At 57.4% G+C, this 25,585-nt stretch carries 24 protein-coding genes and 1 riboswitch; of the genes, 13 read left to right on the forward strand and 11 right to left on the reverse strand.

Translation table 11 applies throughout. The annotated features are described in order from the left end of the window. The first annotated feature begins 53 nt into the window (after positions 1-53). The gene (locus AB5Z05_RS16925) at positions 54-509 is read left to right on the forward strand and encodes a hypothetical protein (RefSeq protein ID WP_019446593.1); all 456 of its coding nucleotides are present in this window, start codon (positions 54-56) and stop codon (positions 507-509) included. A gap of 143 nt (positions 510-652) precedes the next feature. Further along, on the forward strand, positions 653-1,804 hold the full coding sequence (locus tag AB5Z05_RS16930; protein ID WP_368152317.1) for an iron-containing alcohol dehydrogenase: 1,152 nt from the start codon (positions 653-655) through the stop codon (positions 1,802-1,804). A gap of 89 nt (positions 1,805-1,893) precedes the next feature. Here the strand turns inward: AB5Z05_RS16930 and AB5Z05_RS16935 are convergent, their stop codons facing one another. From AB5Z05_RS16935 to AB5Z05_RS16945, 3 genes are all read right to left on the reverse strand, one after another. Continuing rightward, on the reverse strand, positions 1,894-2,352 hold the full coding sequence (locus tag AB5Z05_RS16935) for a methylglyoxal synthase (protein WP_005354960.1): 459 nt from the start codon (positions 2,350-2,352) through the stop codon (positions 1,894-1,896). A 184-nt stretch (positions 2,353-2,536) separates the two neighbouring features. Continuing rightward, entirely contained in the window at positions 2,537-3,013 is a 477-nt protein-coding gene (gene bfr, locus AB5Z05_RS16940; RefSeq protein ID WP_005354959.1) for a bacterioferritin, read from the reverse strand. A gap of 144 nt (positions 3,014-3,157) precedes the next feature. Further along, entirely contained in the window at positions 3,158-3,364 is a 207-nt protein-coding gene (locus AB5Z05_RS16945; RefSeq protein ID WP_368152320.1) for a bacterioferritin-associated ferredoxin, read from the reverse strand. A 136-nt stretch (positions 3,365-3,500) separates the two neighbouring features. Here AB5Z05_RS16945 and AB5Z05_RS16950 point away from each other — a divergent pair, with 136 nt between their 5' ends. Next, complete coding sequence (locus AB5Z05_RS16950) at positions 3,501-3,812, forward strand: HlyU family transcriptional regulator (RefSeq protein WP_107682840.1); 312 nt, start codon at positions 3,501-3,503, stop codon at positions 3,810-3,812. Then, positions 3,809-5,875 (forward strand): tRNA(Met) cytidine acetyltransferase TmcA, encoded by a 2,067-nt coding sequence (locus AB5Z05_RS16955; RefSeq protein WP_368152321.1) that lies wholly within the window; start codon positions 3,809-3,811, stop codon positions 5,873-5,875. The genes AB5Z05_RS16950 and AB5Z05_RS16955 overlap by 4 nt, the downstream gene beginning before the upstream one ends. Here AB5Z05_RS16955 and AB5Z05_RS16960 read toward each other — a convergent pair. After that, positions 5,862-6,581 (reverse strand): SDR family NAD(P)-dependent oxidoreductase, encoded by a 720-nt coding sequence (locus AB5Z05_RS16960; protein ID WP_368152323.1) that lies wholly within the window; start codon positions 6,579-6,581, stop codon positions 5,862-5,864. The genes AB5Z05_RS16955 and AB5Z05_RS16960 overlap by 14 nt on opposite strands. Before the next feature lie 203 nt (positions 6,582-6,784). On the opposite strand from AB5Z05_RS16960, the gene AB5Z05_RS16965 reads away from it, so the two are divergent. From AB5Z05_RS16965 to AB5Z05_RS16975, 3 genes are all read left to right on the forward strand, one after another. After that, positions 6,785-7,801 carry a chemotaxis protein gene (locus AB5Z05_RS16965; RefSeq protein WP_100644989.1) on the forward strand — a complete coding sequence of 339 codons (1,017 nt, stop codon included), beginning with the start codon at positions 6,785-6,787 and terminating at the stop codon, positions 7,799-7,801. Positions 7,802-7,976: 175 nt separating this feature from the next. Continuing rightward, the gene (locus tag AB5Z05_RS16970; protein ID WP_005354955.1) at positions 7,977-8,456 is read left to right on the forward strand and encodes a hypothetical protein; all 480 of its coding nucleotides are present in this window, start codon (positions 7,977-7,979) and stop codon (positions 8,454-8,456) included. A 17-nt stretch (positions 8,457-8,473) separates the two neighbouring features. After that, positions 8,474-9,088 carry a superoxide dismutase gene (locus AB5Z05_RS16975; RefSeq protein WP_368152325.1) on the forward strand — a complete coding sequence of 205 codons (615 nt, stop codon included), beginning with the start codon at positions 8,474-8,476 and terminating at the stop codon, positions 9,086-9,088. Positions 9,089-9,172: 84 nt separating this feature from the next. Here AB5Z05_RS16975 and AB5Z05_RS16980 read toward each other — a convergent pair whose 3' ends face one another. From AB5Z05_RS16980 to AB5Z05_RS16990, 3 genes are all read right to left on the reverse strand, one after another. Next, the gene (locus AB5Z05_RS16980; RefSeq protein ID WP_368152327.1) at positions 9,173-10,120 is read right to left on the reverse strand and encodes a vancomycin high temperature exclusion protein; all 948 of its coding nucleotides are present in this window, start codon (positions 10,118-10,120) and stop codon (positions 9,173-9,175) included. 187 nt (positions 10,121-10,307) lie between these two features. Then, positions 10,308-13,067: a collagenase gene (locus tag AB5Z05_RS16985; protein ID WP_368152328.1), complete on the reverse strand. Its 2,760-nt coding sequence runs from the start codon at positions 13,065-13,067 to the stop codon at positions 10,308-10,310. A gap of 470 nt (positions 13,068-13,537) precedes the next feature. Then, on the reverse strand, positions 13,538-13,855 hold the full coding sequence (locus AB5Z05_RS16990; RefSeq protein WP_005354947.1) for a hypothetical protein: 318 nt from the start codon (positions 13,853-13,855) through the stop codon (positions 13,538-13,540). A gap of 91 nt (positions 13,856-13,946) precedes the next feature. Beyond that, a riboswitch (cyclic di-GMP riboswitch) is annotated at positions 13,947-14,033 on the reverse strand. A gap of 863 nt (positions 14,034-14,896) precedes the next feature. Between AB5Z05_RS16990 and AB5Z05_RS16995 the strand changes: the two genes are divergently transcribed. The 6 genes from AB5Z05_RS16995 (at position 14,897) to AB5Z05_RS17020 (ending at position 20,869) form a co-directional block, all read left to right on the forward strand. Then, a complete protein-coding gene (locus AB5Z05_RS16995) occupies positions 14,897-15,439 on the forward strand; it encodes a fimbrial protein (protein WP_026034942.1) in 543 nt (180 codons plus the stop codon). A 99-nt stretch (positions 15,440-15,538) separates the two neighbouring features. After that, positions 15,539-15,928: a hypothetical protein gene (locus AB5Z05_RS17000; protein ID WP_019445468.1), complete on the forward strand. Its 390-nt coding sequence runs from the start codon at positions 15,539-15,541 to the stop codon at positions 15,926-15,928. Between the two features lie 67 nt (positions 15,929-15,995). Continuing rightward, entirely contained in the window at positions 15,996-18,530 is a 2,535-nt protein-coding gene (locus tag AB5Z05_RS17005; protein ID WP_368152331.1) for a fimbria/pilus outer membrane usher protein, read from the forward strand. Positions 18,531-18,540: 10 nt separating this feature from the next. Further along, positions 18,541-19,272, forward strand: a complete 732-nt coding sequence (locus AB5Z05_RS17010) for a molecular chaperone (RefSeq protein ID WP_019445470.1) — start codon at positions 18,541-18,543, stop codon at positions 19,270-19,272. Between the two features lie 5 nt (positions 19,273-19,277). Further along, a complete protein-coding gene (locus AB5Z05_RS17015; protein ID WP_158111291.1) occupies positions 19,278-20,306 on the forward strand; it encodes a fimbrial protein in 1,029 nt (342 codons plus the stop codon). Between the two features lie 11 nt (positions 20,307-20,317). After that, positions 20,318-20,869, forward strand: a complete 552-nt coding sequence (locus AB5Z05_RS17020) for a fimbrial protein (protein WP_043826024.1) — start codon at positions 20,318-20,320, stop codon at positions 20,867-20,869. Between the two features lie 2 nt (positions 20,870-20,871). Here AB5Z05_RS17020 and AB5Z05_RS17025 read toward each other — a convergent pair whose 3' ends face one another. The 4 genes from AB5Z05_RS17025 to menB form a co-directional block, all read right to left on the reverse strand. Next, positions 20,872-22,107, reverse strand: a complete 1,236-nt coding sequence (locus AB5Z05_RS17025) for a winged helix-turn-helix domain-containing protein (protein WP_110303624.1) — start codon at positions 22,105-22,107, stop codon at positions 20,872-20,874. 300 nt (positions 22,108-22,407) lie between these two features. Further along, positions 22,408-23,811, reverse strand: a complete 1,404-nt coding sequence (gene menE, locus AB5Z05_RS17030; RefSeq protein ID WP_368152356.1) for an o-succinylbenzoate--CoA ligase — start codon at positions 23,809-23,811, stop codon at positions 22,408-22,410. Next, positions 23,804-24,733: an o-succinylbenzoate synthase gene (gene menC / locus AB5Z05_RS17035; protein WP_368152333.1), complete on the reverse strand. Its 930-nt coding sequence runs from the start codon at positions 24,731-24,733 to the stop codon at positions 23,804-23,806. The genes menE and menC overlap by 8 nt, the downstream gene beginning before the upstream one ends. Further along, positions 24,733-25,581, reverse strand: coding sequence for a 1,4-dihydroxy-2-naphthoyl-CoA synthase (gene menB, locus AB5Z05_RS17040; RefSeq protein WP_368152358.1), 849 nt, complete (start codon positions 25,579-25,581; stop codon positions 24,733-24,735). Before menB ends, menC begins: the two co-directional genes overlap by 1 nt. Between the last annotated feature and the right edge of the window lie 4 nt (positions 25,582-25,585).

Genomic DNA, 25,585 nt, shown 5'->3' on the forward strand with positions numbered 1-25,585 from the left:
ATCGGATCAGCCTGTGCCCATTGCCGCAGATGCGCACTGAATTGGAGCCCCCCATGGATATCAAACCCTACAGCCAGCAGCTTGCCCAGAGCGCATCCAACAACCGCGCCCTCGCTACCCTCAACAGTGCCAGTAGCGGCGGTCAGGGTGGTGGCTGGGAGGAGATGGTCAGCCTCTCCACCCAGCGCATGACCGGCCAAGCCCAGCAGGTGCTGACCTACGAACATCTGGCCAAGAACAACAAGCTGCCGCCGGCGCTCGATATGAGCTCCGACAAGGGGGGCGTGGTGCAGCAGCTGGTGGACAAGGCGCTTGGTTTCGATCGCAAGAAGTTCAACGAGATCGAAGAGAAGCTCAAGACCATCGCCGATAACAAGAAGCTGACGCCGGAAGAGCGGGCGGAGCAGAGCAAGCCGCTCAACGAGCAGCGAGAGGCGATGCTCAAGGAGGCAATGGATCGCCTGACCGGCAAGAAGAGCTCATCCAAAGATGAGGCCAAAACTGCCTGATCCTGCCGCTGTTCTGAGATCTACCCGGTCGGCACCGATGGGCCAGTGTCGACCGCCGATGGGCAAGCTTCTGCCACCTCTTTTGACCTCACCTCCCCACAGGCGCACAATGTCCGCGCATTGAGCCAGTCGAGGAGTCCGCCGTGTACAACTTCCAATATGCCAATCCGACCCGTATCTGTTTCGGCGAGGGGCAGATCGCCAGCCTGCCCGAACTGATCCCGCCCGGCAGCCGGCTGCTGGTGCTCTATGGCGGAGGCAGCATCAAGCAAAACGGCGTCTATGAGCAGCTGACCCGGGCCCTGGAAGGGGTGACGTGGCAGGAGTTTTCCGGCATCGGCGCCAACCCCAGATACGAGCTGTTGATGGAGGCGGTGGCGCAGGTGAAACGCGATCGCATCGACTTCTTGCTAGCCGTCGGCGGCGGCTCGGTAGTGGATGGCACCAAGTTTGTCGCGGCGGCCGCCTGCTACGAGGGGGATGATCCCTGGGATATCTGCGGTAAACAGGCGAGTGTGCACCAGGCGCTGCCGATGGGCTGCGTGCTGACCCTGCCCGCCACCGGATCCGAGAGCAATCCCACCTCGGTGGTGAGCCGGGGAGATGTGAAGATCTCCTTCAGAAGCCCGCTGGTACAGCCGCAATTTGCGGTGCTCGATCCGGCGACCACCTACAGCCTGCCGCCGCGCCAGACCGGTAATGGAGTGGTGGATGCCTTCGTCCATATTGCCGAGCAGTACCTCACCTTTCCGGTGGGAGGCGAGGTACAGGATCGGCTGGCGGAAGGTTTGCTGCAGGTGCTGGTGGAGAACGGCCCCAGGGCGCTGGCGGAGCCGACCAACTATCAGGTGCGGGCCAATCTGATGTGGGCGGCCAGTCTGGCGCTCAACGGCCTTATCGGCTGTGGGGTGCCGCAGGATTGGGCCTCTCACGCCATCGGCCATCAGTTGACGGCGCTCTACGGGCTTGATCACGGCCAGAGCTTGGCGGTGGTGCTCCCCTCACTGCTGCGTGAGCGGGCGAGCCAGAAGCAGGACAAGCTGGCTCAGTTTGCCGAACGGGTGTGGCATTCGACCCGCGAGGACAAGGCCCTGCGCATCGAAGAGGCGATTATCCGCACCGAGCAGTTCTTCCAGAAGATGGGATTGGGTACCCGGCTGGCCGACTATGGCCTCAGCGAAAGCTGCATTCCGGCGGTCTGCTCCAACCTCAAGCGGGTGGGACGTACCGCGCTCGGTGAACAACAGGATATCGACCCGGATCGGGTGGCGCGCATTCTCGCCCGGGCGCTATAAGCCGGTGCCGGTTTGTTTCCTTGGCTGATTCATTTTCCCAATTAAAGAGGGCCGCTTGTTGCGGCCCTCTTGCATGACGGGTTCGCCGATCACTCGGTGCGCGCCTTGAGATAACCGGCGTAATCCGGGATCTGTACGCTGAACGCCTGCCGCATATGGGGGCTGTCCATGATGAAATCGGCGGTCGCCTCGTTGGTGGCGACCGGGATGTTCCAGACTGCCGCGAGGCGCAGCAGCGCCTTAACGTCCGGATCGTGCGGCACCGCATTGAGGGGATCCCAGAAGAAGATCAGCACGTCGATCTTCCCTTCGGCGATCAGGGCGCCGAGCTGCTGGTCACCCCCCATGGGGCCGGAGAAGAGGCAGGTGATGGGCAGTTGTGCCTGCTTGCCGAGCATGGTGCCGGTGGTGCCGGTCGCATAGAGGTGGTGGAGCTTGAGCTCCTCCTTGCGGCGCATCACCCAGTTCAGCAGAGGGGTCTTCATGTTGTCGTGAGCCACCAGTGCCACCCGTTTGTGGGGCGCCATCTCGCGTGCAATCTGTTCCATGGAAATCGTCCGTAGCATTGTTATTGGCAGAGAGCCGTATCCTAATCGAAAGCCATGACAGATGCTGTGTCGGGCGTATTAACTGTGATCCTGTCGAAAAGTTTTCGGGTCATGCAACTCAAATATGGCGGCCCAAATAAAGAGACCCGCGCTGGCGGGTCTCTTTGCTTGCTGGCCTAGTGGCTCAGGAGCCGTGGTGCAGTTGCGACTGCTGGTAGTTCTCCAGCCCGATGCGATCGATAAGGTCGAGCTGGGTCTCCAGCCAGTCCACATGCTCCTCTTCATCTTCCAGGATCTCCTGGAACAGGTCGCGGCTGATGTAGTCCTGCACCGACTCGGCGTAGGCGATGGCTACCTTGAGGTCGGGGATGGCATCCATCTCCAGCGAAAGGTCGCAGCGCAGCATCTCTTCGACGGTCTCGCCGATGCGCAGCTTGCCCAGATCCTGCAAATTGGGCAGCCCTTCGAGAAACAGCACGCGCTTGACCAGCTCGTCGGCGTGTTTCATCTCATCGATAGACTCGTGATACTCCTTGTGCCCGAGCGCCTTGAGGCCCCAGTCATCGTAGATGCGGGCGTGCAGGAAGTATTGGTTGATGGCAATCAGCTCATTGGCCAGCACCTTGTTGAGGTGGGCAATGATCTTGGGATCTCCTTTCATCGACAGTGCTCCTTGGTTCGTGCCTGAGGCTTCGATCGTTAGAGCTTAGTCCAGAAAAGTGACAACAAGAGGTCTGGCGAGCCAGCTCGCCTGAGAAAAGGGGTGACCCTGTTGGCGGGTCGCATCAGAAAAGAGGTGTCCGGATCAGGCCACTTCGTAGTAGCGCACGGGTTGCTCCTGCTCCAGCTTGTCGAGCTCGGCGGCGATGATCTCCATGGTCATGCGCACGCACTTGCCGCACTGGGCGCCCACCTCGAGCGACTGCTTGAGCTGGCGGAATTCGCTTTTACCTGACTGCACCGCTTTGCGGATCTGGGTATCTGTGATGCCGCGGCACAAACAGACGTACATGATGGTCACCTCTTGTGGAATGAGATGAAATCTAAATGAGAATGGTTCGTAGTGCAAATAACCATTGGTAATAAGATCCCCTGCTTGCCACTGTGCAACCCCTTGGGGACAATGCTGGCAACCAGAGGAGATCACCATGCTCAAGAAACTGTTCAGTGCCCTGTTCGGGGGCGAGCCGACCAAGGCGCCGGAAGTCACTCCCACCGAATATGCCGGCTATCTCATCTATCCGGAGCCCATGGCGGAAGGTGGCCAGTATCGGCTGGCGGGCCGCATCACCAAAGAGCTGGATGGGGTGCTGCAGACTCACCGCTTTATCCGCTCCGATCTGTTTGCCAATCCGGCCGATGCCGAGCGTTTCATGGTGCAGAAGGCCCACACCTTTATCGATCAGATGGGAGAGCGCATGTTCGAGCCCCGCAAACCGGCTGACAGCCAGGCTTCATGACGCAGCAAGAGCTCAACAGCCTGCGCGAGGCGTTGGCCCGCGCCGGTGAGCGGCGCCTGATCTGGCTGGAGGGGGAGGAGGCCGAGTGTATTGCCCGCGCCCAATCCCTGCTCGGCGAGACCGTCTTCTGGCTGGGTGCCGGGCCCGAGAGTTATGCCCCGCAACCCGCCGCCAAGGCGCTGCAGCGGCTCGGTCAGGAGTGCGACACGCTGGTGTTCAACGCCTTCAGCGGCTTTCATCCCGACGCCTTCGGGGCGCTGGCGGGCACTCTGCGCGCCGGTGGCTTGCTGTTGCTGCTGACGCCGCCCAGAGTAGAGTGGCCTGCATGGCCGGATCCCGACCGGATCCGGCTGGTGGCCCAGCCGGAGGAGGCGAGCCGGGCTGGCCACGGCTTTATCGCCCGACTGGTTCGGTTGCTGGAAGGTGATCCAGCCCTCTTTCTGGAGCCGCCAGTTTGCTCGCAGCCGTGGCAACCGATTGGGCCCGAGCGCAGGCTGAGCAGCGATCAGGCACGGGCACAGCCCGCCATCCACAAGGTGTTGCAGGGCCATCGCCGCCGTCCGCTGGTGCTGAGCGCCGACCGCGGCCGTGGCAAGAGTGCGCTGCTGGGGCTGGCTGCCGCCGAACTGCTGTGCCAGCAACCCTCGCTGAACATCGTGGTGACGGCCCCCTCGCAGGCGACGGCCGCCACCCTGTTTGCCCACGCCGTTTGCGGGCTCGATTGCACGCCGGAACAGCTGACAGGGCTGAGCTACTGTTCGCCGGATCGGCTGGTGCACGAGGCGATGAATCCCGATCTGCTGCTGGTGGATGAAGCGGCCGCCATTCCGACCCCGCTGCTTGAAGCCATGCTGGCCCGCCACAGCCGCATTGTGTTTGCCACCACCGAGCACGGTTACGAGGGGACGGGGCGCGGTTTTCACCTGCGCTTCAAGCGGGTGCTCGATAGCCAGACCCCGGAGTGGCAGGAGATCCGCCTCTCTGAACCCATTCGCTGGAGTGAGCGTGATCCGCTGGAGCCGCTGATTTTCCGCCTGCTCGGCCTCAATGCCGAAGTCGCAATGCCCTTGCCGCCGACCAGCCCGAGCTGGCGTCTGGTCAGTCAAGAGGCGCTGGCGAGCGATGAGACGTTGCTCAACCAGCTGTTCGGCTTGCTGGTGCTGGCCCACTACCAGACTACGCCGAGCGATCTCAGATCCCTGCTTGAGAGTCCGGATCTCGACATCCATCTGCTGGAGCAGGATGTGTGCCTGCTGGGAGTGGCCTTGGTGGCGCGGGAAGGGGAGATAGAGCCCGAACTGGCCGAGGCGATATGGGCCGGTCGCCGCCGTCCGCGCGGCCATCTGCTGCCCCAGTCGTTGCTGGCCCACGCTGGTTTTAAAACGGCGGGGGCGCGCAGCTACGCCCGGGTGATGCGTATCGCCATCCATCCCGAGCAGCATCGCCACGGGTTGGGTTCGCTGCTGCTTGGCAAGCTTGAGGAGCACTATCGTCAGATTGGCATCGACTACCTCGGCTCGGCCTTTTCGGCCAGCGCCGACCTGCTCCCCTTCTGGCGCAAGGCAGGACTGACGGTGCTGCGCATCGGCCTGCAACGGGATGCCGCCAGCGGCTGCCACGCAGCCCTGCTGCTCAAAGCGCTGAAACCCGAGCATGAGCCCGAGTTGAATCAGTGGCAGCAGCGTTTCATTCGCCAGTTGCCGACCCTGCTGGCGGGAGAGTTAAGCGCGTTGGATCCCGAGTTGGTATGGCAATGTCTGCAAGGCAGCACCGTCACCGCGGCTGAGCTTGACGAGTTCGAGCGCGATGAGGTTGAGTGCTTTGCCCTGCATCACAAGCCGTTTGAACTGAGCCAATCCAGCCTGCAGTTGTGGTTGGCGCGCAATCTGGCTGTGCTGGGTTCACTGACTCCTGAAGAGCGTTATCTGCTGATCGCCACCATCTGGCAATATGCCGACTGGGGAATGCTGGCCGTGAGGTTGCAACTGGCGGGCAAGCCCGCCGTGATCAAGAGTTTGCGGGCGCTGCTGGCGCGTCTCCTGATCTCCTCTACCACTCGATAGGTTTGCCCTGCCAGTCGAGAAAGCTCAGCTCGCCATCCGGTTGCAGCCGGTTCATCAGGTTAATCAGATGGTCGGCTACCAGCTCGGGACTCTGCACATTTCCCGCCGGTACATTGGCGTGAAACGGGCGGGAGAGTTGGGTATCCACGGTGCCGGGATGGAAGGCCAGCAATTTGACGCCGGGGGCCCGCCGGGCCAGCTCGATGGCGGCACACTTGAGCAGCATGTTGAGGGCTGCCTTGGATGCACGATAGCCATACCAGCCGCCCGCTCGGTTGTCGCCAATGCTGCCGACTCGGGCGCTGAGAACGGCCAGAATGCAAGGCTCGCGGCCAAACAGCGGTAACAACTGGCTGATCCAGCGCAGCGGCAGCAAGGCGTTGGTCTGGTAGAGGCGGGTCATGGCATCGAGATTGAGTGCTTCGAGCCGCTTCTCTGGCTGGATCTCTCCCTGATGCAGGATGCCGTTACAGATCACCACCCGATGGGGTCGCGGCGCCAACTCCGCGATGCGGGCCACCACTTCTGTCATTTGCTCATCGCTGTAATCACAACATAGCCAGTGCAGGGCTGGCGAAGAGGCTCCTGCTGGTGCGGGCTGACGGCTGATGGCAATCACTGGCCCGATACCAGTGGCCAACCAGTGTGCGACCAGCGCCGCCCCGATACCGCCAGAAGCGCCAATCACGACTATGCCTTCACTCATCTCTGGCTCCTTATGAGGGCATGGTGGGGTTCACCATCTGCCAATGTTGTCCTGATTGGCAGATACGATCGTGCCAGCCTGCGGGATCAAGCGGTTAACGCTGCAATCTTGCCGAGATCCGAGCCGCTGGGCGAATTCCATTCCTATACTGAGGGAAAACCGCAGCGGAGTGCTGCCTGCGCAACCAGAGCATGAGAGTCACCATGATGGCCAAAGACGGGGAAGAGCGTAAATCCATTCTGACCGAGAGCGGCACCAACGAGCTCGAGATCATCGAATTTCACCTCAAGAAGCAGCTGCCGGACGGGCGCGAGAAGATCGCCTACTACGGGATTAACGTCGCCAAGGTGCGCGAGGTGATCCGTGTGCCGGAGACCACAGATTACCCCAACGCCCAGCGCCATATGGTGGGGGTCTTCTCCCTGCGGGATCGCCTCATCCCGCTGGTGGATCTGGCGGGCTGGCTCGGCATCAAGACCAACCCCGACCCCAGCCACAAGGTGGTGATCGTCACCGACTTCAACAAGATGGCCAACGGGTTTCTCATCGACAGCGTGAGCCGGATTCACCGGGTCTCCTGGGAGGATGTGGAGTCCCCCAGCCAGTTTCTGGAGGCGGGGGAGAACGACTGCGTGGTGGCCGTGGTCAGGCGCGATGGCAACCTCATCATGATCCTCGATTTCGAGAAGATCATCGCCGATATCAACCCCGAGCTCAGCATGGAGAAGTACGACGTCACCCAGGATCGCAAAGTGCTTATCGACGATCGCATGATGGCACTACGTCAGGGCAAGACCATTCTGGTGGTGGACGACTCGGCCTTTATCCGCAAGATGATCGAGACCACCCTGCGTACCGCTGGCTACAACGTGATCACGGCCAAGGACGGGGGAGAGGGACTGGAGATGATGACGGATTTCGATCGTCTGGCCCAGGAGGAGAGAATGCCGGTGACCGGCTTCGTCAATGCGGTGATCACCGATGTGGAGATGCCGCGCATGGATGGCATGCACCTGCTCAAGCGGCTGCGGGACACCCCCTCCTACAAGGAGATGCCCATCGTGATGTTCTCCTCCCTGATGAGCGATGACAACCGCCAGAAAGCGCTGCAACTGGGGGCCAACGATACCATCACCAAGCCCGAGATAGGGCGCATGGTGGGGATGATGGACCATATGCTGCTGGGGATTGCCCCGCCTTCGCCCGCCAACAACATCTGACCCGCCATTAACTTGCCATTGGCCGGTCGAATTCACTGACCGGTTGCCTCAAGCGGCCACTCCTTGCCAAGGAGTGGCCGCGCTGTTTTGGCTGTTTGCTGCGATCCCGACGCCCCTTGTCTCCCGGATATAATCCATGTAATGATAATTATTATCATTTATTGGTGTGAAGCATATGACAGCAACCTGGGTGAAGGGGTGGGTCGAGTCGACCGAAGGTGGCAGCAGCATGAGTCACTGGAAACAGCAGACCCGAGAGGGCAACCGGCTGTTTGACTGCGGCGAGTATCATCAGGCGTTGGCCCATTATCAGCAGGCGCTCTGGCTGGCTCGTCAGCAATTGGTGCAGTGGCATGACGCCGATGAGGCGGTGGCGGCGCTGGTTGTGGCTCATCACAATCTGGCGGATCTGCTGGTGGCCATGACTCTGCCCGATCGCGCCGCCGACCTGCTCTGCTATGTGCACGACTGCCTGCTGGCGACCTGTCACTCCCCCGCTTGCTCCTCTCGCCTGCGAGAGGCTGCTTTGCGCCATACCCGCACAACCCGTGCCGAGTTGCTGACGTTCGTACAGCGCCACGGCAGCCACGCCGGGATCATGCGTTCGCTCGGTCACTGCCTGTGTCAGAGCGAGCCCTCATCCCGGCTCCATTAATCCGAACAGAGGTCATCATGAGCCATACCCTGCCAGCCCTGAACTATGCCTACGACGCACTGGAACCCCATATCGATGCCTTGACCATGGAGATCCACCATAGCCGTCATCACCAGACCTATATCAGCAACCTCAACGCCGCGCTGGAAGGGGCGCCAGAGCTGGCTGCACTGCCGGTTGAGGAGTTGCTGCGCCGCTTCGATACTCTGCCTGCCACCTTGCAGGGGGCGGTACGCAACCATGGTGGCGGCCATGCCAACCACTCCCTGTTCTGGCGGGTAATGAGCCCGCAGGGTGGTGGTGAGCCGAATGGCGAACTGGCGCTGGCCATCGAGCGGGAGTTGGGTGGCTTCGATGCCTTCAAGCAGGCCTTCACTCAGGCGGCCCTGAGTCGTTTTGGCAGTGGCTGGGCTTGGCTGGTGGTGGACCAGGCGGGCCAATTGCAGGTGGAGAGCAGTGCCAATCAGGATAGCCCCCTGATGCATGGCCATACCCCGATCCTGGGGCTGGATGTGTGGGAGCACGCCTACTATCTCAAGTACCAGAACAAGCGTCCTGACTATATCGCTGCCTTCTATCAGGTGGTGGATTGGGCCGAAGTGGCCCGCCGCTATCAGGCGGCGAGAGGCTGACCTGGTCGCTGGGAATGGGTGTGCAGGCTCACCGCCACAACTCGAGCTGTAATACCAAGACCCGCCAGTTGGCGGGTCGTCTGTTTATGGTGTGGCAGTGCTGACGCTGGCGGCTGAAGAGGCCACCGGCAATGTGGGCAAGGCCGCACTGGGCGCCTCTGCGGTGGTTTCTGCCGCGGATTTGGCGGGAGTGACCGGATCAGTCGTTGCCGCTGCGGATAAAGCTGGAGTGACTTGTATAGTCGCGGCCGAGGCGGACGAAGTTGCTGACTCGGTGGCAATAGTGGTAGAGACTGCCGCTTGCTTGGCCTCATCCACCGCCGGTTTGGGCTGTTTGAGGCAGGGTTGCAGGCTGCCGATGGTGCTCAGTGACTGGCAAGGCACAGGCAGACCGATGGGCACAGGAGCGCCGAGGAACTTGGGCCCCTTGTCCAGTACATATAGGTCGAGCAGCCCCATCAGGCGGGCAAAGACTTCCCGTACCCGGGTGCGGATCCCCTGATAGGCGCTGGGGTCCTCGGCATTGAAGCCGACCGCATCGATACCGAAATGGCGGGCGATAAAAATGGCCCGCTCGTTATGAAAGCCTTGGGAGACCACGGTAAAGCGCTCCTGGCCGAACACCTCCTTGGCGCGAACCACTGAGTCGAGGGTGCGGAATCCGGCGAAATCCATATAGATGGCGGAGGCGGGGATGCCCGCCTTGATCAGGGCGCGGCGCATCTGGCGTGGCTCGTTGTACTGCACGGTAGCGTTATCACCGGAGACGATGATGAAGTCCACCTTGGCATTGTTGTAGAGCTCGGCCGCCGCCTTGATGCGGTATTTGAAGTAATGGTTGGGGCCGCCACCGGAGAGATATTTGGAGGTACCCAGCACCACCGCAACCCGGTTGTAGGGCACTTTGTCTACCTGATCGTAGGTGTAGTGACGGGCATCCGAGACGATCCACTCGCTGTAGCCCAGCAGCATGGCAATCAGGGCCAGCAGCAAAACGAGGCAGGCGAGGAGGATCTTGGCAAACTTCTTCATGCGCGGTGCGGTCAGGGTCTGAAGTTGGGAGTGGCTATCGGCATTCTATTACAACTCGGCCGCTGGCGTCAGGCTTGATAACGGGCGGGCACCTCATTCGGGCAGAGGTTGTCGCAGCAGAGGCCGGGGGTGCGGGAGGATAAAGCGAGGGGTTGCGGTGGCAGCCCCTCTGGTCGGTGAAGGTTTATCAGTGGGCGGAGTCGTTACCCTTGCAGGCGTCTGACTCCTTGTTTGCTTGCCACCAGGGCAGCAGATCCCGGGCGAGCCACGCCTGATAGGCATCGCTGTCGTTGGCGATCAGCCGGTCCAGCTCCCCTTCGAAGTCGCTCATCGCCTGCTGCCGATCCGGATTGCGTAGCGCCTGTGCCAGCGCCAGCCAGCTGGCGCCGCGACCGGTATCGTTGAGGAAGCGGTGCACGGTATAGGACCAGGAGTAGACCATCTCGCCACCTTGGTCGTAGTCAAGGTGGAGGATCGCCGCCAGTGTCGGACGCAGGTTGGCGGGGCGGTTTGCCACGTTATCCAGGCCTCGGGCAAAGCACTGGCCGTGGGCGATGTACTCTGCAATTCCCTCGGCCCACCAGGTGGTGCGGTTGAGCGGATAGTGGCCGAAGCTGCCGTACTGGTTGAAGCGACCATCCAGATAGTGAACGTACTCGTGGCGCAGGTTCCACACCTGGAAGGCGGGGCGTTTCCACTCCGCCTCATAGGCGAAGAAGCGGGCCTGATTGCCGAGGCGAGCCGGATCCCCCTCGATATAGATGCCGCCATTGTCGGTGGAGACGCCAAACAGCGCGCTGCCGTAGCGGCCCCAGTCGGCGGAGGAGTTGAAGATCACCAGCTCCAGCGCCTCGTTGTGATCATCGGCCACCGGTTGCCAGCCAGTCTCCATCTGCTGGTGGAAGCGCTGCTCTTCATCACCCAGCTCGCGGCAGATCCCTTCGGCCTGAGCCAAGGTCAGATCCTGGGCGCGCAGACGCAGGGTGGGTGAGCAGGTGTGCTCGAACGGCAGAATATCTTCCATGCGGATCGGGGTACAAAGCCCGGCAAACTCGCCGCTGACACAGGCTTCGCTGGTGCGATCAGTGTAGGTGAGGTAGTAGCTGGAGAGGGTCAGGGAAACCTCTTCCAGCATGGCGGCCGGATGTTGGCCACCCGGGATCAGCCCCTGCTGGCGCATGATGGCGATGACATCGCGATCCAGCTGTTGGCGGTAGGCGATCGCCATATCCGGGCGGGTGTGATGGAGGTAGCGCATCATCTGGTAGAGGCGGCTGTGGGCATCGAGGATGTTGTTGAAGATAAACAGATCCCGTGAGCCATCGCGCTGTTTCCAGAGGGCCAGCTCGCTCAGGCCCAGTTGCAGCAGGCTCTGGCGCAATGCCGCCTCCTGTTGCAGCACAGCTGCGCTGAAGTCAGCCTGCTGACCGTAAGAAGCGCTCTGATCGACCAGATTGAGCAGCTCGAACAGGCCATCGGCCCAGGGTTTGTGGCCATTGAGCTGCGCCGCATGTTGCACCGCATAGCCGAGCGCCTGGTTGAGCTGGGCCAGCATGGGGGCGGCACTCTGGCGGAAGGCGGCTTGGCCAAGTTGTCCCTGCGCCGCCACGCTCCAGGCTTCCAGCACTGTGCCAGCCTGATCCTGCGGTTCAGCTCCCAGCAGCAATGGGTGGTTGAGCAGATCAATCATCACCCCGGCCAGAGCCCGGGCGGCCTGATCACTCTCTTTGCCAACGCCGCCGTGGTAGTTGTGGGCGCGCACATAATAGAGCAGCTTGTCCATTGCCGGATGGGTCGGCTGGTTGGCCGCCAGCAGGGCACGCATGCCGCGTACCACCGCCATCAGCTTGGCATCATCGTGGCCGTAATCCGCCTGCCAGGCAGGACTGTTCTGGCCGCTCACGTCGGCTACCAGTTTGGCGGCATCGTTGTCGAGCAGATCCACATCGGGCTGCTCGGGCTCGGAGCAGAGACGACCGTTGGCACGGCGGCACTCCAGCTGCTCCTCCTTGCTGGCCAGCACGATGGGGCGATTGAGCACCCGACTCTCCTGCCACGCTTTGCTCTCTGGCAGGGGCTGCCACTCGCCGCCGGCGACCGGGTATTGGTAGCCGCTATCTTGCAACGTTACCTGAACCTCGCTGCCAGCGGGGATCACCTGACGACAGATGCGATAGCGGATGGTGTTGCTCCCCTCCTTGCGCTCCTGCGGCTCATCACACTCCTGCTGAGGCGTGAGCTGATCCAGCTGCCACTGATAGCGGCGCCAGACATGGATCTCGCTGACCTGAGCGGCAGCCTGACTGCCTGCCACCGGTTGCAGACGGAAAAAGATCTGCTCCAACCGGCCATCCCGCTCGCTCGGGGTCTCTTCAAGTACCTGCAACTGCTGCCAATCCTGCGACTGATAGTGCCACTCCGACTCGGCGCAGCGGCCTTGTGCGTTGAGTTCGCAGCGATCCAGCTCCCTTTCACTCTGACCCAGGATGATGGCTTGCGGCAGCGGCAGACGATCTTGGCGCTGGGCGGTCGGCGTGCCCGCCAGCTGCTCCCAGCGACCCAGTTTCAGGCCATAACCGAAGTCATAACTGCTGGCCGGAATGAGCTTGCCCGCCGGAATCCGATCTTCACAGCGCACGAAGCGGATCTGCCAGCCCGCATCTACCTTGAGCTGCGGCTCGCCACACTGCTGTTCGGCCAGTGCGGCGAGATCGCTGCTCTGCCAGTCGAAGCGACGGTAGACCCTAAGCTGCTGGTAAGGAGCATTGCTGCTACGCGCCTTGAGCTCGTAGGTGATCTCGGTGATGCGAGCGGCCAGTTGCCGGCTCGATTCGCCAGTCAGCTGATACTGTCGCCAGTCATTGGGGGAGTAGTTGGCTTGCGCCGAGGATGTCGCCAAAAGCAGGGGGCCTGCCAGCAGCAGCCACCCGGTACCTGAACGGTTCATTTTTATCCCTTTGTTCTTGTTTGTGTATTGTCTTGCGAGTAATCGCAAGGCAATCTACAGAGACTCAAAGGAATATCAATGATTTTTTAAATGACATATAAATCAATGATATGGCGTTTATTTATATGCTTGCTGTTTTTGAACTCCTGCTGCCGTAGTGAGGGCTCACATGCGACTTTATTGAAGAAGTTGTTAGTTGTGTAAAGTGCGTGTCAGATCTCATTTAATCAACACGAGACATGCGGCAAATGACCAGGAAAAGCGAGATGTCCCTATGGCTTAAGCCACATTATCTGGGCGGATGATGACTGGTGACTCAATCAGCAAAGCCGGCTATTTGTTCGTGAGTAGGCGGGATGAAAAGATATTGGCCGCCTGTATGGGTAGCACAGGCGACCTGATAAGAGCTTCTTTCAACACCACCTGCTCATCTGTTTAGCGCCAATTTCAGCGTCACTACAGATGAGTTATCAGAGATAGCTGACAGTCACGATCGCCATGTTGCTGGCATTGGTCACTTTGTAGCTGATAGTGCTGCTAATTGAGCTGATTTGACCGGCTTGCTGCAAGTGAGCCAAAGGCATGGTTTGCTTGTTCATGCCTGAATAGCAGGTCACGCTGCTGTCAGAAAAATCACATGGAGATTCATAGATAGTGCCAGTAAACGTCACTGAGCCATCAGCCGCAGAAGCTGTGGATGGCAACAATGCGGTACCAAGCAGCAAGGAGGTGCATACAGAGAAAACTGTCTTGCGAACTAAACGGGAGGCGGTGTGTTGAGCTTTCATATCTATGTCCTTTTCGTCACAGGTGTTGTACGAAAAGGGCAACGCAATCAAAGAGTAATGCCATAAATCGGCAATAACATCACTCTTCTCAGATGGCAGCTCCGCTGTCTTAGGTATCAAAACCCTTAGACCGGTGGCTTTGCGTCCCGACCTTTCGATCGGTTTGCCCTTTACTCTATGTCTAGATGATAACACTCCACTTTGAGAAATCAATCGGCTTAAAAATCATGAGAGATGGATCACAGTTAGTCTGCATAATTAATAACGTATATTTATTTTTTATCTCAAATCTTGCCTGTGAATATTGCGGACAAGCCTCTATATTAGCGCGTCATATCTATGATTAATATGTAATGTAGTAAATGTATATTTATGTGTGGGCTGCCAATGATTTGATTACCTGATTACCTGATTACCTGATTACCTGATTACCTGATTACCTGATTACCTGATTACCTGATTACCTGATTACCTGATTACCTGATTACCTCTTTAGGGGGTGATTCATGAAGTGGTTGATAACTATTGTCAAAAATAGATAGGTTATCTTTGTTGTGTTTTTGTTGGAGTTTTGTGTGCAACTTTAAATTCATAGTCTGACAATATTACAATAGATGTCCTTTATATGAACTTTATTTATTTCATGATCTCGCTTTATGTTTTGTTGTTGCCTTAACTCATTGTTTTTTATGTGTTTATAAAAAAATTTATACAAATCAAAATGTATTTGATGTGCATCAAACGAGTCGTTAATTTGTTCGTCAAGCAAAAGCGGAATGCGGCTTTCTGCACAGACGACAAGGACGTATGTAGTTGTGCAGTTGAGGTGTAGCGGGAACTACCCCTGATGCGGTGTGCTGCTTTTGCTTATTTAAATAAACCTGAAGAGGCACAGTTTATTATTGGCATGACTTCTCATCGGCTTAATGAGAGACGAGCGCCAACAGTTGCTGTGCAGTATATCGCGGCATCACTTAATATCGTGACTCCAGCATGATTGGAGTGATGCAGTACAACACACGTTAATGTAGGTATAAACGAATGAAAGCTAATAAGATTCTGGTTGCTATGGGTGTTGGTTCCATGCTGCTGTGCGGCTCCGCTTTTGCTGCTGGTGGTGCCGGTTCCGGTAAAGTCACTTTTAACGGTGAAATCATCAACGCTCCTTGCTCTGTAGCCCCTGAGTCTGTTGACCAGGTAGTTGAAATGGGCCAGATCAGCACCAAAGAGCTGGCCAACGGTGGTGAGTCCAACTCCAAGCCGTTCAGCATCAAGCTGCTGAACTGTGAAATCTCCGACGCCGAAGATGCTGTCAAGGTGACTTTCAGCGGTGCCAAAGACCCGGTAGATTCCAGCCTGCTGGTGATCGGTGGTGGTGACGCCGCTGGTGCCGGTATCAAGATGACCGCTCCGGGTGGTGCTCCGATCGTGCTGGGTACTCCGACTTCAGCCTTTACCCTGGTTAATGGTGATAACGAACTGCCGTTCAGCGCCGTGCTGAAAGGCTATGCAAAACAAGACACCAACCCGCTGAAAGCCGGTGCTTTCACTGCAGTGACCAACTTTACTCTCTCCTACGAGTAATAGAGTGCCTTAACGTGTGACAAGGGTTGTGGTGGTGCGAGCCACCACAACTTCACACATTCTGTTTCCTCACATCGAACCCTAATCATGAAAACTTCAATGATGGCGGCCATGGTGCTGCAGCTGGTGATGATGGCGGGATCAGTCCACGCCAACGAACTCACGGATGGACTAGCCGAATCGGGCTGTACGCTGAAGGTGCTGCGCAGCATTCCGCTGCAGGCTCAGCAACCGGGGACGTTGAAAATCAGCGGTTGTCAGGTTGACGGGGCGACGGTGGCATCACTGCCTTTTATTTCCATGTCCGTGCGTGGTGCCATGAGCGATGAGCTGGGCATTCTCAATAACGGCCAATATCACAAGGTATCCGGTGAGCGCTTTATTGTCTCGGATATCGTCAACAGTGATCTGGAATTCAATTTGGGGCTCATCAGCAGTCAGCTGTTTTTTCCGGACAGTACGACGCTGTTAGAACTCAATTATATGTAAGCAAACCAATTGCTTAGTGTAGATACCTCATTACGTGAGACCTTTATGCAATTCCTAGAGTGAAAATATGAGCGTTTCAACATCAGACTCTGTGAGAAAAAAACATTATTCAAAAATGGCTTTTATGCTATGCGTGCCCGGCCTGATGGCGGTGGCAAATCACGCATGGGCAGAAACGGAGTTTAATATTGATGCGCTCGATCTGGATGAGCGGACCAAGATCGACCTCTCCCAGTTTGCCGACGAAGGCTACATCCTGCCCGGCGACTACTACCTCGAGATCGAGGTCAACAAGAACAAGCTGCCCCTGCAGAAAATCCCTTTCTACGAGAGCGATACTGGCAAGGGAAAGGGTGGGGTAGCCTGCCTGCCGCAAGACGTGATCCCCAAGCTGGCGCTGACCGACGAGGCCATCGCCAAGATCGATAGTTGGCACGATGGTCAGTGTGCCAACCTGTTGGCGCTGGACGGCGTAGTGATCTCGAACGATATCGGTAACGGCTTGCTGCGCATTGCCATCCCTCAGGCGTGGATGAAGTACAGCGATCCCAACTGGATTCCGCCCGAGCAATGGGATGAAGGGATCCCGGGGATGATGCTGGATTACAACATCAATGCCCAGGTCAACGAAGGCGATGGTTACTCCAATCACAACATCAGCAGCTATGGTACGCTGGGGTTCAACTACGGCGCCTGGCGTCTGCGGGGTGACTATCAGGCCAGCTCTTACTGGGGTGATAATGAGCGGACGTCGACCGAGCTGAACCGTATCTATGCCTATCGTCCGCTGCCGAACATGGCCGCCAAGCTGACAGTAGGTGAGCAGCAGCTCAACTCCCAGTTAATCGATGGTTTCCGCTATACCGGCGTCAACCTGGCCAATGACGAGCGCATGCTGCCGCCTAGTCTGCAGGGTTATGCGCCGGAAGTGAGCGGTATTGCCAAGACCAACGCCAAGGTCACTATCTCCCAGTCCGGCCGGATCATCTATGAAACCAACGTGCCGGCGGGCCCGTTTCGCATCCAGGGGCTGGACAGCTCGGTGCGCGGCCGCCTTGATGTGCGGGTAGAGGAGCAAGATGGCAGTGTCAATTCGTTCCAGGTAGACACGGCAACCGTTCCCTACCTGACTCGCCCTGGCTATGTCCGATACAACCTGGCGGTTGGTGCACCTTCCGAACAGACGGATTCGGTGCACGATGTGCACGGCCCTGCCTTTGTGACCGGTGATTTCTCCTGGGGGGTGGCGAACTCCTGGTCGCTGTACGGCGGCAGCCTGATTGCGGGTGAATACAACTCCATGGGATTGGGTATCGGTCGTGACCTCTATGCCTTCGGCGCTATTTCCGCCGACCTGACCCAGTCCATCGCCAAGTTGCCGGGCTTGTCGACCAAGATTGGCCAGTCGGTACGGGTGAACTACGCCAAGCAGTTTGATGAATACAACAGCTCGATCACCTTCGCGGGTTATCGCTTCTCCCAACATGACTTCATGACCATGTCGCAGTTCCTCAATAACAAGGATCGGTTGGAGAACAACACTACGACCTCGAATGATGACTACAACACCTGGGGTGACAAGGAGCTCTACACCATCACCGCCAACAAGACCTTCTGGGCGGAGGATGCAGCCAAGGCGCTGACTGTTTATCTGGACTACACCCACAGAACCTACTGGGATCACGAGGCAGAGGATCGCTACGGCCTCACTATCAACAAGAACGTGAACATCGGCAGCTTCAAGGATGTTTCCGTCTATGTGTCGGCCTACAAGACCAAGACCGAGAACTACGAGGATGACAAGAGCGTCATGTTGACCCTCAGCGTGCCAATAGGGGACAGAAAGAGCGCGGGATACAGCGTACAGTCCTCCAACGGCAAGGTGACTCACCTGGCCACCTATCAGGACTACAGTCGACCGGATGATACCTATCAGTTGGGGGCGGGCGTGCAGAGCAATGGTCACGCCGTGGCGCGGGGTTACTACAACCACAACAGCGACATCGGAGCGGTCAGTCTCAATGCCTACAGCGTGCAGAGCGAATACACCTCGGTTGGTGCCAGCCTGCGTGGCGGTCTGACGGCGACCCAGCACGGTGCAGCCCTGCACCAGGCGACTCGTCGTGGCGGTACCCGTATGATGGTGGATACCGACAATACCTCCGGCATCTCTTTCAACAATGGCCGCGCCGTGACCAACCGCTTTGGCGTCGCGGTGATCAGCGACATGACCGACTATCGCAAGAGCGACACCCGGGTCGATGTGGATCAGCTGAGCGACGACATCGATGCGATGAATGCCATCAAGCAGGGGACCCTGACCGAGGGCGCAATTGGGTATAATGCTTTCGAAATTGCGGAAGGGTTCAAGCTGCTGGCCAATGTCAGACTACCCGATGGCTCAGTGCCGCCGTTTGGTGCCACCGTCGTCAAGGATTCCGGCCGTGTGCTCTCGGTGGTGGATGAAGATGGCCTGGTCTATCTGACCGGGGTGAAACCGAATGAAGCGTTTGAGCTCTCCTGGGGCGGGGCCCGCCAGTGCAAGATAGTGGCGCCGCAACAAGTAACCGATCTGTCGATGAAGACTCTCACTTGCAAGTAATGGGATACCGATGAAAAAGCTGCTCTCTTATATCTGTCTGGCTGCGCTTGGCATGACCTCACTCAACGTCAGTGCCGCCATTGTGCTGGATCGTACTCGTGCCGTTTATCCGGGCGGCGCAAAGTCCATCAGCCTCAACATCAAGAACGAGAACCAGAAGCTGCCCTACTTGGCGCAGGCCTGGATTGAAGATGCCCAAGGCCAGAAGATCTCTTCTCCCTTCGTGGTGCTGCCGCCGGTACAGCGGGTGGATGCCAACCAGAAGTCCATCGTGCGCATCGCCAGTGTGCCGGCCATCGATAGCTTGCCCAAGGATCGCGAGTCCATCTACTACTTCAACCTGCGCGAGATCCCGCCCAAGAGCGAGAAGAGCAATGTGATGCAGATTGCCGTGCAGTCCAAGATCAAGCTGTTCTACCGCCCCGAGGCTATTCTGCCGGAGCGTGGAGCCGTCTGGCAGGATCAGGTGCTGATCACCAAGCAGGGCAAAGCCCTCAAGGTCAACAATCCGACCCCTTACTACATCACCTACGTGGGCCTAGGTCATCCACAGGGCAAGGAGCGGACCACCATCAAGGGTTTCTCCGCCTTTATGGTTGCCCCCAAGTCAGAGCAGACGGTCACCATCCCGGAAGCACTGGGTAATGAATTTGTGATCAGTTACGTCAATGACTACGGCGGATATATGGATATCAAATACCAGTGCACAGGCAATGCCTGTAAAGCCGTGAAGAGCGAGTAAGCCTTATGCTACGTTCTATCTTCTGTTCAAGTCTTATGTTGTTTGCAGGAACGGCATTGGCAAATGGCTATGTGACGCCTAACCCAACCCATGATTACTATATATCGTTGGACAAGGCTGACATTCAAAACAGACCTGGTTTTACTACCAAGGCATTTGAGTGGAATTTGGGAGGGCAATACTCAGGTATCGTTACCTGCCCAGATAGAAGCATTCCACAATCTCCAGTGTACTATAAAGCGACAATGACTGATGGCTTGCCTCAAGCTGGTGATGGTTTTGTAAAACTAAATGACTTTTTGGATATGAAAGTCGAAATTTGGATAGCTGGTTGGAAGAAAAAATTTGTTACAGCCCCATTTCCGAATGAAAGTAACGATTACCCAAATTACTCTTGTACTAAAGGGAAAGAGACAAGAATAAATAATTTCGAAAGCGGTAGCCGTGGAAAGGTAACTTTTCGCGTGAGAAAACAAATAATTAATGGTGTGCAAATATCAGATCGTCAAGTTGTAGAGATGTATGGTCGTCTAGGGGCTACAACGACAGACTTTAATAGTTTGCCAATGTCTAGGATTACGATTACATCTGCAATTTTATATGTACCAGAAGAGTGCGTGATCAATGGTGGGCAGACTATTGAAGTAGAGTTTGGTGATTTGCCGGGATCGGGATTGGATGGAAATAACTTTGAAAAGACGGTTCCTCTGACATTTCAATGCCGTGGTGGTGTTTTCGAAGGGGATGCTTTGAAGATCAATCTTGGTATTTCTGGAAAACCAACCTCTTTCAGTCAAGACTATCTGCGGACAACTCGGGATGGCTATCAAGGTGGAAATGTTATTTCCGATTTAGGGATAAAATTCAAACAGCTGGATGGTTCTCAGCTGAAATTGAATACCTTCTATCCGGTTTCCATGCAGGGAAATATCGGTGATTGGGGCTTTATCGCTGCACCGGTAACCCCGACAGGTGCAGATATTCCGGCGGGCGATTTCTATGCGACAGCCACCATCGTTGCCGAGTTCCAATGAGGAGATGTTTTATGCTACGGACATTGTGGATAGGCTTGGTGCTGTACCCGTTGTTGGGGGTAACGGCAGCCCCCCGTGCCAGCAATGATCTGGAATTGCTTGGCAATACGGTCCATCTCCATGGCAGGATCATCGATCAGCCCTGTGTGGTTTCTCCTGAATCCCTTGATCAGGAGGTCGAGATGGGGGTAGTTGATGTGAAGGAACTCTATGCCAACGGAGTCGCGGAGCTAGTGCCGTTCTCCATTCGTCTGACCAATTGCAAGCCGGGTATTTTCCGCATGGCCAAGGTGACCTTTACTGGCTCGCAGGATACCGAACTAAGCGGCGGATTGGCATTTACGGCTGGGATTGCCAAGGGGGCAGGCATCCGCCTGTATGACGTGGCCCAATCACCTCTGAATTTGGGTAGTGCCTCCCGCGGCTATCTGCTAGGTGGTGCGGCAGATAATGATCTGCAATTTTTTGCCAGGGTTGAAGGACATCCAGCGGCATTGACCGCCAAGAACATCCAGCCTGGCGACTATTCTGCCGTCGCCAATTTCATTGTTGCTTATGAGTAAACTCAGAAGTCGTTGCGCTGGATGACTTTTGTATTGCCATGGCTAGGCCAGGTGATGACGCCACCTAGATAACTGGAAAGGTAAATACCTCCGGGCAATTGAATGAACTTGGCTTTTTGTTTGGGGGGCGTTAGCGCCGCGACCAGAGTGGCGACCAGAGCGTTATTGGTCAGCGCCTGCTGGTCAATGAAATTGACAATGGTATTTTTTATCTCAACCGAAATATCGCCATTATCCCGCTCCAGATCCCCAACAGAATCCAGATTGAACAGCGTCTTTCCCTGATTGTCAGTGGCTATCACGGTGGCCACTACTATTTCTCTGTTCATGGTCACAATATATTTACTCTTTCTGGTCATTTCTACCCAGTTGTCTGGTGCCTGACAATCTCTGTGATATCTGACTGTGGTTTCTTGATTATTGTAATAGTTGTTGTAAACATTATTTCCCTGCTGGTTCATGGTTGTGATAACGCATTGAACTTCTTCGGCCACAGGGTGACCGCTACGCAACAGGAAGATATTTTCGGATAATTTCCTGCTGCTATTGTTGATGGAAAAATAGCTGATGGCTTCTTTTCCAACCAGAATTGAAATCTGCTCATCAGCTTTACGTGAAACAGGTTTTATCAAGGGCGTCAGTGAATCTATTTTCACATTCAGAGCTTTTTCCGTCTCGCTGGTCATATAGAGAGAAATCTGACCTAAATTGATAGTGCGTAGTGTATTTGCTGTCGCATAGTTATAAATGACGAGGGCTAGTGAAGTCAGCGAGACCAGCAGCAATGCAAACAGCAAAATACGCTTTGGGCTGAAATATCGGTCATATTTGCGGCGAGTATATTGCCGCCTGGCTTGAGGTGCAGGGGAAGGCGTCGACGCTTGAATTTCTTCCGCTGGTGCTGGCTCTTCACTTTCCCCAGCGAGCTCAATCGGAGCACAAAACATATAGCCAACCCGTGGAATGGTATCGATCGCATCCATTAAGCCGAAGGATTCCAGCTTTCTTCTCAACGAGAGTATCTGCCGGTTCAAATTGGTATCGGTATTGTCCTGATTTGGCCACAAGGCATCCTGCAGTTTGCTTCTTGGAATGACAGTGCCTGCCTCATCACACAGCATTTCGAGTAGCTCGGCTTCCTTGTTGCTGAGCTTGATGTCCTTGTCCCCTTTCGAGATTCGGAATATTGCAGCGGAGAAAAAGATATCCTCTGCAATTTTATAAATTCTGTTACTCATGTGTGACTCGTCTTACTGCCAAGGAGAGCATTTTACCACCACGCAGTCTTTGTTCAAATAATGATAAATCGTCAATTTCTTTTATTATCATATGGTTAGCTTTCCGACTAAATGCATGGTGGAGGGTATGGTACTACAGCCAATTAATTTGGTTCAAAAAATGTGCAAAAAAAGGCCGTTTATGTAATCGTTCTCACTTATTCAGACTGAGGAGGAGGATTTTGATACCACCAGCATTTTATTTTGAGCCATATGTGTATTTGGATGGCTCCGTGGCGTCATTTTTTGTCGCATGAATAATTATTGCGACCTAATGATATTCTGAAATTGTTTCCGCTGTGGCTTGAGATTACCGTCAAGATCGGGCCAGGGGATCCAGTGGTCGGGCACCATAAAGCCGGGCAGGGCGCTACGGATCCAGGCTGCCAGTTCGGGGTAGGGCACCGGCTCGCCGTGCCAGTCGATAAAGGCGGCGGGGCGTTGCCCCCACTCGTCGCTCGGCACCGGCACCACCAGCGCCTGGGCGACGGCGGGATGATCCACCAGTCGCTGCTCTATGGTTTCGGGCTGGATGTTTTCGCCACCCGAGATAAAGAGGTTATCGAGCCGTCCCTCTACCAGCAGCTCCCCTGCCGCAGTGAACCTCCCCTTGTCGCGGGTATGAAACCAGCCTTCGTCATCGAGGGGAAGTTCCAGCTCGCCATCTCGGTAGTAACCGGCAAACAGGGTGGCGCCGCGCACGCAGATCTCCTGCACCCTGATGCACACCTCCCGTCCCGGTAGCGGTTTGCCAACTATGCCTGCATCGCCGGGGATAGCGGTGCAGACCTGGCTCCCCATCTCGGAGAGACCATAACTCACCTTGGGTTCGAGCCCCATGGCGCAGAGGCGCTTCACCAGCGGTTGCGGGATGGCGGCGCCACCGAGCAGCAGCTCGCGCAGGCGGGTACGGGCGGGATCAAAACCCTCAGCCAGCAGGCGCCAGAGCTGGGTTGGTACCAACGAGAGGTGAGTGATGGGCTGGCACTCCAGCCGCTCCTTGAGGGAGCGTTCACGTTGATCCAGCACCAGCGTGGCGCCCGCCAGAAAGACCCGAAACAGGATGGCGTAGCCGCCCACATGGAACAGCGGCAGGGAGAGCAGCCAGCCGCAGGCCTCATCAAGGGGAATGAGGGTGGCAGAGCCGCGTGCAGAGGCCAGGTGGTTGCAGAGCAGGTGCACCACAGCTTTCGGCGTGCCGCTGGAGCCCGAGGTGAGGATCATGTTGTTGAGCTGGGTCGATTCCAGCGGCCACGCTTCCTCGCTTGCTGGCAGTTCGTGCGTGAAGTCGAGCTGCAGGGGCTGCCAGTTGCCTGCCGGGATTTCCCCTGCCGACCAGAAGGCATCGGCATCGAGTTGCACCGCCAGCTCGCGCTGCTTTTCGAGAGGAAAGGCGGGGTTGAGCGGGCAGAACACCACGCCGCTGCGCACGCAGGCCCATGCCAGCAGCACATCTTCCAGCGCACCGCGCACCACTGCAGCCAGATGATTGCCACGACGCACTCCGGCTTGTTCCAGCTGTTGGCACAGGCTGTTGAGGCGGGCATCGAGCTGGCGATAATTGAGGGGCGAGGCGGTGTGGATGGCAATGCGGTTCGGGGCTGTGATTGCCCGGTGGCGTACCGGGCACGGTGTCTGTTCGGATGAGCGGGAGGGGTCAATCACGGGAATACAGTTGCTCCAGTCGGCTAAGATCCGGTTTGCCATCTTCCCCCAGCAGATTGCCGGCCATCCAGCGGCGGGTATCCAGACCCGGCGCCTGTTCCGGCGCCCATTCGCCAGCCAGATGAAAGAGCTGGTTCAGGCCCAGATCCGATTCGAAACAGGAGGAGATGATCACCTTGAGCCGCAGTTCGCGGGCGCGGGCGATCAGCGCTTCGCAGTTGGCGAGTGAACCGAGCAGGGTAGGCTTGAGCACCAGCGCGCGCAGTTGCGGGATCGGCTCCCACGGCTTGCCTTGTGCCAGCAGTTCGTCCAGCGCCACTGGCATGCCGGTGCGGTTGGCGACAAAGGCGATGTCGGCAAAGTCGGCGCAGGGGTCTTCCAGATACTCGATACGATTTGGGTCGAGGTGGCCGCAGAAGGTCCACGCCTCCTCGCGAGTCCAGCCCTGGTTGGCATCCAGCACCAACTTGAGGGAGGGGAGGCGATCGCACAGCAGGCGGATCAGCGCCAGCTCGTCACGCATCGGGTAGCGCGCCACCTTCAGCTTGGCCTTGCCGGGCGTGCGGTGCAGCCACTCTTTCCAGTTGCGCAGCAGCTCCTGGGGGGAGCCTTGAATGAGGGGATAGGGTTCCGGCAGCGGGTTGCGCTGCTCGGGCCATGTCCGGCGCGCGCAGTCGAGGCCAAATTGCACCGACGGCAGCACGGGGTTCGGGGTGTCGCCGGCGGCCAGGGCCGCCAGCGTGGCAAGGGCTTCCGCCTCTGCCTGTTGCAGGCTCTCTTTCGAGAAACCGGGCAGGGGGGCAATTTCCCCCCAGCCGTCGTTGATGCGCACCAACAGCCCCTCTCGCGCCACCTCCACCTTGCCGTGAAAGGTCAGTGGCTGGGTAAAAGGCAGTTGATAGCGATACAGGGCTAGTGTCATCAGGGGTTCCGCTTGTATTTGGAGAAGTCGGGGCGACGCTTTTCGTTGAAGGCGTTGCGGCCTTCCTGACCCTCTTCGGTCATGTAGAACAGCATGGTGGCATTGCCCGCCAGCTCCTGCAAGCCCGCCTGACCATCACAGTCAGCGTTGAGGGCCGCTTTCAGGCAGCGCAGCGCCATCGGGCTGTTTTGCAGCATTTCGCGGCACCAGCGCACGGTTTCACGCTCCAGTTCTGCCAAGGGCACGACGGTGTTGACCAGACCCATGTCGAGGGCTTGCTGGGCATCGTACATGCGGCAGAGGAACCAGATTTCGCGGGCTTTCTTCTGGCCGACGATGCGAGCCATGTAGGAAGCACCCCAACCGCCATCGAAGGAGCCCACTTTCGGACCGGTCTGGCCAAACTGGGCGTTGTCGGCGGCGATGGTCAGGTCACACATCATGTGCAGCACGTGGCCGCCACCGACTGCGTAACCGGCCACCATGGCAACCACAGGTTTCGGGCAGGTGCGGATGTCGCGCTGGAAGTCGAGCACGTTGAGGTGGTGAGTCCCCTCGTCATCACAGTATCCACCGTAGTCGCCACGGATCTTCTGGTCGCCACCGGCGCAGAAGGCTTTCTCGCCAAAACCGGTCAGGATGATGGTGCCGATCTGATCGTCATAACGGGCATCGGCCAGCGCCTGCAGCATCTCTTTGACGGTGCGGGGGCGGAAGGCGTTGCGCACCTGGGGACGGTTGATGGTGATCTTGGCAATGCCATCGTTGGACTTGTGATAGAGGATGTCCTCGTAACCGGCGGAGCAATCTTGCCATTCAACAGGTGCATACAGTTCAGCTTCCGTCATTGCT

Source organism: Aeromonas sp. R2-4, assembly GCF_040908365.1.
GTDB classification, from domain to species: domain Bacteria; phylum Pseudomonadota; class Gammaproteobacteria; order Enterobacterales; family Aeromonadaceae; genus Aeromonas; species Aeromonas veronii.

What these genes read in the sequence shown, in the direction of transcription:
- AB5Z05_RS17020 (WP_043826024.1), top strand. Translation starts at nt 20,318, where the DNA reads ATGCTACGGACATTGTGGATAGGCTTGGTGCTGTACCCGTTGTTGGGG.
- AB5Z05_RS16950 (WP_107682840.1), top strand. Translation starts at nt 3,501, where the DNA reads ATGCTCAAGAAACTGTTCAGTGCCCTGTTCGGGGGCGAGCCGACCAAG.
- AB5Z05_RS17010 (WP_019445470.1), top strand. Translation starts at nt 18,541, where the DNA reads ATGAAAAAGCTGCTCTCTTATATCTGTCTGGCTGCGCTTGGCATGACC.
- AB5Z05_RS17015 (WP_158111291.1), top strand. Translation starts at nt 19,278, where the DNA reads ATGCTACGTTCTATCTTCTGTTCAAGTCTTATGTTGTTTGCAGGAACG.
- AB5Z05_RS16945 (WP_368152320.1), bottom strand. Translation starts at nt 3,364, where the DNA reads ATGTACGTCTGTTTGTGCCGCGGCATCACAGATACCCAGATCCGCAAA.
- AB5Z05_RS16925 (WP_019446593.1), top strand. Translation starts at nt 54, where the DNA reads ATGGATATCAAACCCTACAGCCAGCAGCTTGCCCAGAGCGCATCCAAC.
- AB5Z05_RS17000 (WP_019445468.1), top strand. Translation starts at nt 15,539, where the DNA reads ATGATGGCGGCCATGGTGCTGCAGCTGGTGATGATGGCGGGATCAGTC.
- AB5Z05_RS16995 (WP_026034942.1), top strand. Translation starts at nt 14,897, where the DNA reads ATGAAAGCTAATAAGATTCTGGTTGCTATGGGTGTTGGTTCCATGCTG.
- AB5Z05_RS16970 (WP_005354955.1), top strand. Translation starts at nt 7,977, where the DNA reads ATGACAGCAACCTGGGTGAAGGGGTGGGTCGAGTCGACCGAAGGTGGC.
- AB5Z05_RS16965 (WP_100644989.1), top strand. Translation starts at nt 6,785, where the DNA reads ATGATGGCCAAAGACGGGGAAGAGCGTAAATCCATTCTGACCGAGAGC.
- menB (WP_368152358.1), bottom strand. Translation starts at nt 25,581, where the DNA reads ATGACGGAAGCTGAACTGTATGCACCTGTTGAATGGCAAGATTGCTCC.
- AB5Z05_RS16955 (WP_368152321.1), top strand. Translation starts at nt 3,809, where the DNA reads ATGACGCAGCAAGAGCTCAACAGCCTGCGCGAGGCGTTGGCCCGCGCC.
- AB5Z05_RS16985 (WP_368152328.1), bottom strand. Translation starts at nt 13,067, where the DNA reads ATGAACCGTTCAGGTACCGGGTGGCTGCTGCTGGCAGGCCCCCTGCTT.
- AB5Z05_RS16975 (WP_368152325.1), top strand. Translation starts at nt 8,474, where the DNA reads ATGAGCCATACCCTGCCAGCCCTGAACTATGCCTACGACGCACTGGAA.
- AB5Z05_RS16960 (WP_368152323.1), bottom strand. Translation starts at nt 6,581, where the DNA reads ATGAGTGAAGGCATAGTCGTGATTGGCGCTTCTGGCGGTATCGGGGCG.
- AB5Z05_RS16980 (WP_368152327.1), bottom strand. Translation starts at nt 10,120, where the DNA reads ATGAAGAAGTTTGCCAAGATCCTCCTCGCCTGCCTCGTTTTGCTGCTG.
- AB5Z05_RS17025 (WP_110303624.1), bottom strand. Translation starts at nt 22,107, where the DNA reads ATGAGTAACAGAATTTATAAAATTGCAGAGGATATCTTTTTCTCCGCT.
- AB5Z05_RS16990 (WP_005354947.1), bottom strand. Translation starts at nt 13,855, where the DNA reads ATGAAAGCTCAACACACCGCCTCCCGTTTAGTTCGCAAGACAGTTTTC.
- bfr (WP_005354959.1), bottom strand. Translation starts at nt 3,013, where the DNA reads ATGAAAGGAGATCCCAAGATCATTGCCCACCTCAACAAGGTGCTGGCC.
- menC (WP_368152333.1), bottom strand. Translation starts at nt 24,733, where the DNA reads ATGACACTAGCCCTGTATCGCTATCAACTGCCTTTTACCCAGCCACTG.
- AB5Z05_RS16935 (WP_005354960.1), bottom strand. Translation starts at nt 2,352, where the DNA reads ATGGAACAGATTGCACGCGAGATGGCGCCCCACAAACGGGTGGCACTG.
- AB5Z05_RS17005 (WP_368152331.1), top strand. Translation starts at nt 15,996, where the DNA reads ATGAGCGTTTCAACATCAGACTCTGTGAGAAAAAAACATTATTCAAAA.